At 63.0% G+C, this 5,586-nt stretch carries 5 protein-coding genes; 2 read left to right on the forward strand and 3 right to left on the reverse strand.

Annotated elements, in window-relative coordinates; translation table 11 throughout:
- Positions 1 to 337: 337 nt before the first annotated feature.
- Positions 338 to 1,756 (reverse strand): aminotransferase-like domain-containing protein, encoded by a 1,419-nt coding sequence (locus tag ACODS5_RS24475; protein WP_489109869.1) that lies wholly within the window; start codon positions 1,754 to 1,756, stop codon positions 338 to 340.
- Between the two features lie 431 nt (positions 1,757 to 2,187).
- Here ACODS5_RS24475 and ACODS5_RS24480 point away from each other — a divergent pair, with 431 nt between their 5' ends.
- The gene (locus ACODS5_RS24480) at positions 2,188 to 3,597 is read left to right on the forward strand and encodes an amino acid permease (protein ID WP_489109870.1); all 1,410 of its coding nucleotides are present in this window, start codon (positions 2,188 to 2,190) and stop codon (positions 3,595 to 3,597) included.
- Positions 3,598 to 3,651: 54 nt separating this feature from the next.
- On the opposite strand, the gene ACODS5_RS24485 is transcribed toward ACODS5_RS24480, so the two are convergent.
- Complete coding sequence (locus ACODS5_RS24485; RefSeq protein ID WP_167659534.1) at positions 3,652 to 4,104, reverse strand: FecR domain-containing protein; 453 nt, start codon at positions 4,102 to 4,104, stop codon at positions 3,652 to 3,654.
- A gap of 118 nt (positions 4,105 to 4,222) precedes the next feature.
- Between ACODS5_RS24485 and tam the strand changes: the two genes are divergently transcribed.
- On the forward strand, positions 4,223 to 4,999 hold the full coding sequence (gene tam, locus ACODS5_RS24490) for a trans-aconitate 2-methyltransferase (RefSeq protein WP_134694140.1): 777 nt from the start codon (positions 4,223 to 4,225) through the stop codon (positions 4,997 to 4,999).
- Here the strand turns inward: tam and ACODS5_RS24495 are convergent.
- Positions 4,976 to 5,350, reverse strand: a complete 375-nt coding sequence (locus ACODS5_RS24495; protein WP_489109871.1) for a DUF2784 domain-containing protein — start codon at positions 5,348 to 5,350, stop codon at positions 4,976 to 4,978. The genes tam and ACODS5_RS24495 overlap by 24 nt on opposite strands.
- Positions 5,351 to 5,586 lie beyond the last annotated feature (236 nt).

The raw sequence follows: 5,586 nt of genomic DNA on the forward strand, positions 1-5,586 counted from the left end.
CAAAGTCAAAGTCAAAGTCAAAGTCAAAGTCAAAGGCGGTCTGCGTCTGTTTTAAAATTTGTAAGCGCATTCATTAGCTATATCGACGCGCAGTCACCTTTTGTCAAACGCGACAAAAAGTAACCAAAAAACGCTGCGTTCCATTCATCCGGCCCTACGCTTCGCTCCGGGTTCCCGGCCTCCTGAAGTCGCGAAGTTACGGGTGGCGCCTGCACTGACGCAGCTAGTCGCTAGCTGTATGAGTGGGAGCTCTGGACAGGATCGGAGTTAGGAAATAGGAAATAGGAAATAGCTTGCCTCGAGACATCAATGCAGCGCCGCTTCCGGATAATTAAAATCACCCCCGCCGCACATGCTTGACCAACACCTTCTCCAGCAACTCCCACATCGACACCTCGGTACTGAACGCCACGTTGAACCGCATCCACCCGGTGGCCTGGGCATCGACCATGAACAACTGCCCAGGCCCGAGCATGATGCCTTGCTCCAAGGCATCGTCGAGCAACGCCGCGCTGTCCGGAATCGCCGGGTGGCGGGTCCAGATGTACATGCCTTCGTCCGACTCGATGAACAGCTCGAAGCCCAGCCGATGCAGGTGCCGGCCCACCTCCTGGTGCGCCTCGGCCAGGTGCTGGCGCAGGCGCTTGAGGTGCTTGCGCCAGCGACCATCGATGATCGCCGCGTACACCACCCGTTCCATCACCTGCGAGGTGGTCAGCCCCGAGCGCATCTTCAGGTGCAGCAACTGCTGCGTCAGTTCAGGGTTGGCCAGCAGGTAGCCGACCCGCACGTTGGGCGAGATGCTTTTCGAGTAGCTACCGACGTACACCACCTGTTGCAGGTGGTCGAGGCTGGCCAGGCAGGGCTGGGGCTCGGCGATCATGTCGGCGTAGAGGTTGTTTTCCACCAGGCGGAAACCGTGCTGGCTGGCCAGTTGCAGCAGGCGGTGCAACTGCGCCAGCGGCGTGCGCGAGCAGGTCGGGCTGTGCAGGTGCGGCTGGGTGAAGAACGCGGTAGGGCGGTGGTGCGCCAGCAGGCGCTCGAGCTGGTCGAGGTCGTAGCCGGCCGGGGTGCGCGGCACGCCTACCAGGGTGGCGCCCTGGGTGCGCAGGATGCTCATCAGATTGGGGTAGCCAGGGTCGTCCACCAGCACCACGTCGCCGGGGCGCACCAGGGTGCGCACGGCCAGGTCGAGGGCCTGGCTGGCGCCATGGGTGAGCATCAGTTGCGCTGGATTGGCGACGATCGACAGCTCCTGTTGCAGGTTCTGCGCGGTCAACGCACGTAATTCGGGCAGGCCCATGGGGTCGCCGTAGCCAGACAGCTCCAGCGGGCTGCCGGCCACCTGACGCAAGCCGCGGCGCAGGCCTTCCTCGTACATCCACTCGTTGGGCAGCCAGCCGCAACCGGGTTTGTACGCAAGCTGACGGATTTCGAAGATCTGTTGCAGGTACCACTCGGAGTTGAAGGTCGGGCGGGTGGTATCGGTCTCGAGGCTGTGATTGTCCAGTAGCTCGTTGGCCGCTCGATTGACGAAGAACCCCGCATTGCCCTTGCTTACCAGCAGGCCTTGGGCCACCAGGCGGTCGTAGGCCTCGACCACGGTGAAGGTGCTCACCGAATAGGTGGCGGCGAAGGCGCGGATCGACGGTACCTTTGCCCCGGGCTTGAGGGTCTGGGCATCGATCAGCGCGCGCAGCCCGTCGATGATCTGGTTGACCAGCGGGGTGGCGGAGTCCGGATGTAGCTGGAGCATTCAGGGGCCTTCAGGTGTGTCAGACGGCAAGCGTCTGCTGGGCATCGCAGGTGTATTGCATGGGCGACCTGTACAGTGCAGTGCGTAAATCATGTCGCTGTGCATGGCTCAAAGTGTTCGACATTTTTACATTACGTGTCAGAAATCGCCAACACTGCACACGACAGCGCCATGAATAATCACAATATCGCTGCACCTCAGTCGAGCCTCGTCTCGCACCCTCTTTTCCCGAGGCCGGGCGCCCAGCGCCCGTCCCCAGCATGGTTCAGTTCGACCAGGGTTATGACCCTGGCCGCGTAAGCAGGCCGCCACGGATGGCCTGCGTGTGCATCGCACACCTCCCTGCCCGCACTGATGTACAGGTGAGTCCGATAGCCATCGGGGTTTCACAGTTTTTCCTTGGATAAAAAGAAGCACGGGGTAATTGACTGATGGAAGCTACATCCACATCCACCACCGCGAAGGACGGGCACGAGAGCAAGCTCAGCGCCTCGTTGAAGTCGCGCCACCTGACGATGATGTCCATCGCCGGGGTGATCGGCGGCGCCTTGTTCGTCGGCTCGGGCAGCGTGATCCACAGCGCCGGCCCGGCAGCCGTGCTGGCGTACCTGGCCGGCGGCATCCTGGTGGTGCTGATCATGCGCATGCTCGGCGAGATGGCCACCTCATCGCCCGACACTGGCTCGTTCTCCACCTACGCCGACCGAGCCATCGGCCGCTGGGCCGGCTTCACCATCGGCTGGCTGTACTGGTGGTACTGGGTGATCCTGATGGCCTGGGAAGCCTATGTGGCGGGCAAGATCCTGCACGGCTTCTTCCCCGATGTAAGCGTCAACGTGTTCGTGCTGGCCACGACCTTGCTGCTGATCACCGTCAACTTCTTCAACGTCAAGCACTACGGCGAGTTCGAGTTCTGGTTCGCGCTGATCAAGGTGGTGGCGATCGTCTGTTTCCTGGTGGTGTGCACCGCGGCGGTGATGAATGTCTGGCAGTTCGGCGAGGTACGCGGTATCAGCCACCTGACCGCCGAAGGCTTCATGCCCAACGGCATCACCACGGTGATTGGCGCGTTGCTGGGGGTGATGTTCGCCTTCCTCGGTGCCGAGATCGTCACCATTGCCGCCTCCGAAGCCAAGGACCCGGCCACCCAGATCGTCAAGGCCACCAACTCGGTGGTGTGGCGGGTGTGCCTGTTCTATGTCGGCTCGATCTTCCTGATCGTCTGCCTGGTACCTTGGAACGACCCGCAACTGGGCGTTTCCGGCTATGGCGCCTACCGCCGTACCCTCGAGCTGCTGGGCGTGCCTTATGCCGAGCTGCTGATGAACTTCGTGGTGCTGACCTCGGTGAGCAGTTGCCTGATTTCCGGCCACTACACCGCTTCGCGCATGCTGTTCTCGCTGGCTCAGCGTGGCGATGCGCCGCGTCTGTTCAAGTTCACCCGCACCGGTACCGGGGTGCCGGTGAACGCGATCATCGGCTCGTGCCTGGTGGCGGTGTTCTGTGCGCTGATCAACTTCAGCGATACCCTGCGACCGAAGGATGTGTTGGAAACGCTGATGAACACCACCGGCATGATTGCCTTGCTGGTGTACCTGGTGATCGCTTTCTCGCAGCTGCGCATGCGCCGCAAGCTGATTGCCGAGGGCAAGGAAGTACGCCTGAAGATGTGGTTGTTCCCGTGGCTGACCTACCTGGTGATTGCGTTCATCATCGCCGCGCTGGTGACCATGGCGTTCATGCCGGACTACCAGATCCTGGTGATCTCCACCGGTATCGCCGCGGCGATCGTGGTGGCCATGGGCGTGGTGCACCAGATGCGTGGCGCCAAGACGCATTAAGCGGTATTGAGCTATAGCGCGGCCGGGCCCTGCAGGGGGGCCGGCCGTTTTCGTTCATGGCGTGCGCGGCCCGGCGCGGTCGAAATGCACCGTTTGCCCGGCATGCAGCTGCAGGTGTTGGCCAGCGCTGTCGAGTTCGGCGCTGCCGGCTCTCAGGTCGGCGCTGGTCTGTGCGCCTTGGCGGCTCAGTGACAGCTGGGCGTCGTGGGTGGCCAGGGTGCCGTGCTCGGTGACCAGCAGGAACGGGCGCGGGTCGTCATCGGCGACGTCCACCGCGAGCTGGCCTTCGAGCAGGGTGACGCGCCGTTGTTGGCCGTCGTACTCCACGTCGACGGCGCTGTTGGCCTGTAGCACCAGCAGCGTGCCATCGTCCAGGTGGCGCGACAGCTGCTGGCTGGCCGTGGTGCGCAGGTCGGCCAGGTCGAAGCGCTGGCTCATCCAGGGTGAACCGAGCAGGGCGGAGGCGGCGACCAGGGCGAGGAGGATGACAGCCAGGGTGGTTTTCATCAGGACCTTCGGCGTGCGGGATGGAGCTTGAGCATACGGGGTCGGTTGCCGAGCTGTCGCGCAGTGAGGCCTGGCGATGGCGTATGCTAGGCACACCGCCACCGAAGGAGCGTTGTCCATGGCTTGGTCCGCCACCCAGTATTCGCTGTTCGAAGATGAACGTACTCGCGCCGTGCGCGACCTGCTCGCCGCCGTGCCGCCGCGTCCGGTACGCCATGCCACCGACCTGGGCTGCGGCCCGGGCAACTCCACCGAGGTGCTGTTGCAACGCCATGCCGATGCCCAGGTCACGGCGCTGGACAGCGATGCCGACATGATCGACAAGGCCCGGCAACGCCCGCGCCTGAGCATTCCCCGGGTACGTTGCGAAATCGCCGATATTGCCAGCTGGACGGCCCAGGAACCGCAGGACTTGATCCTCGCCAATGCCTCGCTGCAATGGGTGCCGGAGCACGGCAGCCTGTACCCGCACCTGGTGCGGCAACTGAGCGAGGGTGGCAGCCTGGCGGTACAGACGCCAGACAACCTCGATGAGCCGGCCCACCGGCAACTGCGCGAGATTGCCAGCCGCGGGCCTTGGGCTGCCAAGTTCGCTGATTTCAGCTTGCCGCCGCGGCATAACGCGGCGTTCTACTACGACCTGTTGAGCCCGCTGTGCGCGCGGGTGGATGTGTGGCGCACGACCTATCACCATCCGTTGGCCGGCGGTGCCGAGGCGGTGGTGGAGTGGTTCAAGGGCTCGGCATTGCGGCCGTACCTGGCGCGGCTGGATGAGCAGGAGCAGGGGGATTTCCTGCAGCTGTATCTGCAGGCCATGCAGCGCGATTATCCGCCGGCCAGCGATGGCAAGGTGCTGTTGCCGTTCCCGCGCTTATTCGTGGTGGCGACGCGCTAGGCGCCTTAATACGTAGGCGTAGATGCCGAGGTTGATGGCCAGCGCCGCGGCGCCGAGCCAGAGTTGGATCTGTGGGGTCAGGCCGGCGGGGTAGATCAGTGGCCAGATGTAGTGTTCGATGAAGCCGCTGGGGTAGCCGGCGTCGCCGGCGGCGCGGCGCAGGTGGTTTTCCCAGTCGGTGAGGGGGCATTGCAGGTGCAGGCCTTCCACGGCCAGGCCCCAGGCGAGGGCGGGAAGGTGAATGAACAGGGCGCGGTGGCGCCAAAGCACCATCAGGCCGCCGAACAGGACCAGCAGGATGAAGCAGAGATGAAGCAGGACCAGGGTATCGGCGGCCAGGCGATAGAGCATGGTGTTGGGGCCTCGTTGTGGGCGGTGGGGGATAGCGATTTTTCGTGATTGGGTTCTTGAGGTTGTGGGATGGTTTTCTTTTAAGCGTTGTATGCGCATTCATTGGCGATGTCGACGGTTGGTCGTTTTGACGGCGACAGGATGCTCTTGCTCTTGCTCTTGCTCTTGCTCTTGCTCTGGTTTTTGATTTTGCTTCTAAGCGCGCGATAGTTCAGGCAACACAAATTGCGACTTCA

The organism is Pseudomonas sp. FG47 (genome assembly GCF_057809115.1).